The organism is Porphyrobacter sp. TH134 (assembly GCF_002855495.1).
In the GTDB taxonomy this organism is placed as follows: Bacteria; Pseudomonadota; Alphaproteobacteria; order Sphingomonadales; family Sphingomonadaceae; genus Erythrobacter.
This window is the reverse complement of record NZ_PKRO01000085.1, coordinates 1-2,559: the sequence shown is the minus strand read 5'-3', so window position 1 is coordinate 2,559 and position 2,559 is coordinate 1. Positions and strand designations below refer to the sequence as shown.

Here is a 2,559-nt window from a genome sequence, read left to right as displayed (position 1 = left end):
GTATCCATCCGGTGAAGGCCGCGGCGTGATCCCGACCGGATCGTAGGCCGGGTTTATGCGGCGAGCGCTGCAGCGCGCGGTCCCCAGTTCCAAGGCAGGAGCTCGTCGAGCCTGGTGGCGGGATGATCGGCGATGCGTGTGAGGACATCGGCAAGCCATGCCTGCGGATCGACGTCGTTGAGCTTGGCGGTCTGGATCAGCGTGTAGATGACGGCAGCACGCTGACCGCCGCGATCTGATCCGCAAAACAGCCACGCCTTGCGGCCCAGCGGGATGCAGCGCAGCGCGCGCTCGGCGGCGTTGTTGGTGAGGCAGATGCGGCCATCGTCGAGGAAGCGCGTGAACGCGGCCCAGCGCTTGAGCATGTAGAAGCAGGCCTTGGTGAGATCATGGCCGCGCGAGAGCTTGGCGACCTGCTCGGTGAGCCAGGTGTGGAGCTCGGCCATGAGCGGCGCGCTGAGTTCCTGGCGGACCGCGAGCCGCTCGGCCGGGCTCTTGCCATTGATGCCGCGCTCGATGTCGAACAACGCGTCGAGGCGCTGCACGGCTTCGAGCGCGATCGGATAGATCATGGCGGCGCGCTGGCCACGGCTCTTCTTGCGGGCCGAGCTTACGACATCGGCCAGCTCGAAGAACTTGCGCCTCGCATGGGCAAAGCAGCCAGCTTCGAGCACGGGACCGGGGTCGCGGCCTTCGCGATAGAGCTCGCCATATCCGCGATAGGCATCGGCCTGCAGGATACCGGACCAGCCTGCGAGATGGGCTTGCGGGTGCTCTCCGCGCCGATCGCGCGAGTAGTGGAACAGGACTGCCGGTGGATCGGTCCCGGCGAAGGGACGATCATCGCGCACATATACCCATAATCGAGCCACATCGGTCTTGCCCTTGGCCATGACCGGCACGGTGGTATCGTCGCCGTGGATCCGGGTTGCAGCCAGAACGTGCGCCTCGATCAGCTTGTAGATCGGCATCAGCGCGTGAGCAGCGGCGCCGACCTGATCGGCCAGGGTCGAGACGCTGAGCGGCACGCCTTCGCGGGCGAACCGCTCGGCCTGCCGGTTGAGCGGTTGGTGCTGCCCATACTTCTCGAACATCAGCATGGCGAGGAAGCTGGAGCCTGCCCAACCGCGCGGGACCACGTGGAATGGTGCCGGGGCCTGGGCGATCTTCTCACAGTCACGGCACGAGAACTTCTCTCGAACCGTCTGGATCACCTTCCACGAGCGCGGGATGACCTCGAGCGTCTCGGTGACGTCCTCGCCGAGCTTTGAGAGCCGGTCCCCGCCGCATGCCGGGCAGGAACAGGGCGCGGGCACCACGACACGCTCGCGCGGCAGGTGCTCGGGAAACGGCTTCCTTGCCGGGCGCTTGCGCTCGAACGCGGTGACCGTAGTGGTCTTGGCTGCCGCTTCCTCGGCGATCAGATCGTCTTCGGCCGCGTCAGCCTCGAGCTCCTCGAGTTGCAGCTCCATCTGATCGAGCAGGCGGCGGCTGCGCTCGGCGCTGGGGCCATACTGCTCGCGCTTGAGCTTGGCGATCTGCAGCTTGAGGTGAGCGATCAGCGCCTCGATGGCGCTCTCGCGGGCATGGGCGTTGGCCAGCTTGGCCTCTGCTTCGTCAGCCTTCTGGAGCGCGGAAACCAGCAGCGCCTTGAGCGCTTCAACATCGTCCGGAAGGGGCGAGATGACGGCTTCCATGGACCTGAGTGAATCATGCGAGGCCCGCTCCCGCAAGGGCAAAATACCCGCCTTGCGCCGATTATCCTGCGCTCTGCGGCCGCCACGTATACTGCGGGTTACGCCAGTCGATCCCCTCGAGCAGGCAGGCCAGCTGTGATGGGGTCAGCGACACTGTGCCCTCACTCGCTGAGGGCCACACGAACCGGCCCTTCTCGAGCCGCTTGGCGTAGAGCGACATGCCGATCCCGTCGTGCCAGATTATCTTGATCAGCGATCCTGCGCGGCCGCGGAACACGAACAGATCGCCCCCATGCGGATTACGCTTGAGCCCCTGCTGCACCAGCAGTGCCAGGCCCTGCATGCCCTTCCTCATATCCGTGTGGCCGAGCGCGATCCACACCCGCGCGCCGGAGGGGATCATCGCAGAGCCTTCAAGGCGGCCGCGACCAACCTCGGCGATGCCGCGGCGAAGATGCTCAGCCGCTTGCCGCGTGGCAGGTCAATGATCATCGCCGGGTGCTCGGCAGCGCTGACTGGCACCGCGGCCCCGTCGATCACCGCTTCGGCGAATACTGGCGCTGGCAGTGCCTCGGGCGCGCTGGCCTCCTGGGCCACGCCTGCATCGAGCAACTTACGCCGCCACGTGTAGATCAGCCCGGACGAGACATCGTGCCGGCGGCAGACATCGGCAACCCGCGCGCCCGGCGCGAACGCCTCGGACACAATCTGCAGACGTTCCTCATCGCTCCATCGCCGACGCCGCTCCGGCCCCGAAAATACCGTCACCTGGCCCACCGACCGCTCCTAAGTACACTCTTAAGAGCACGCTTAAGAGCGCTCGCTGCCTACCCAGGCAAGGCGGCCTCCGCCGGATGGATAC

The 2,559-nt window shown here is 66.4% G+C and carries 3 protein-coding genes; all 3 read right to left on the bottom strand.

What is annotated here, in order from left to right; translation table 11 throughout:
- Nucleotides 1-53: 53 nt before the first annotated feature.
- The 3 genes from tnpC to tnpA all read right to left on the bottom strand — a co-directional run bounded on the left by tnpC (nt 54) and on the right by tnpA (nt 2,465).
- Nucleotides 54-1,697, bottom strand: a complete 1,644-nt coding sequence (tnpC, locus tag C0V72_RS15935) for an IS66 family transposase (RefSeq protein ID WP_101795108.1) — start codon at nt 1,695-1,697, stop codon at nt 54-56.
- A 61-nt stretch (nt 1,698-1,758) separates the two neighbouring features.
- Nucleotides 1,759-2,100: an IS66 family insertion sequence element accessory protein TnpB gene (gene tnpB / locus C0V72_RS15930; RefSeq protein WP_066117483.1), complete on the bottom strand. Its 342-nt coding sequence runs from the start codon at nt 2,098-2,100 to the stop codon at nt 1,759-1,761.
- Nucleotides 2,097-2,465 (bottom strand): IS66-like element accessory protein TnpA, encoded by a 369-nt coding sequence (tnpA, locus tag C0V72_RS15925; protein WP_267893451.1) that lies wholly within the window; start codon nt 2,463-2,465, stop codon nt 2,097-2,099. The genes tnpB and tnpA overlap by 4 nt, the downstream gene beginning before the upstream one ends.
- Between the last annotated feature and the right edge of the window lie 94 nt (nt 2,466-2,559).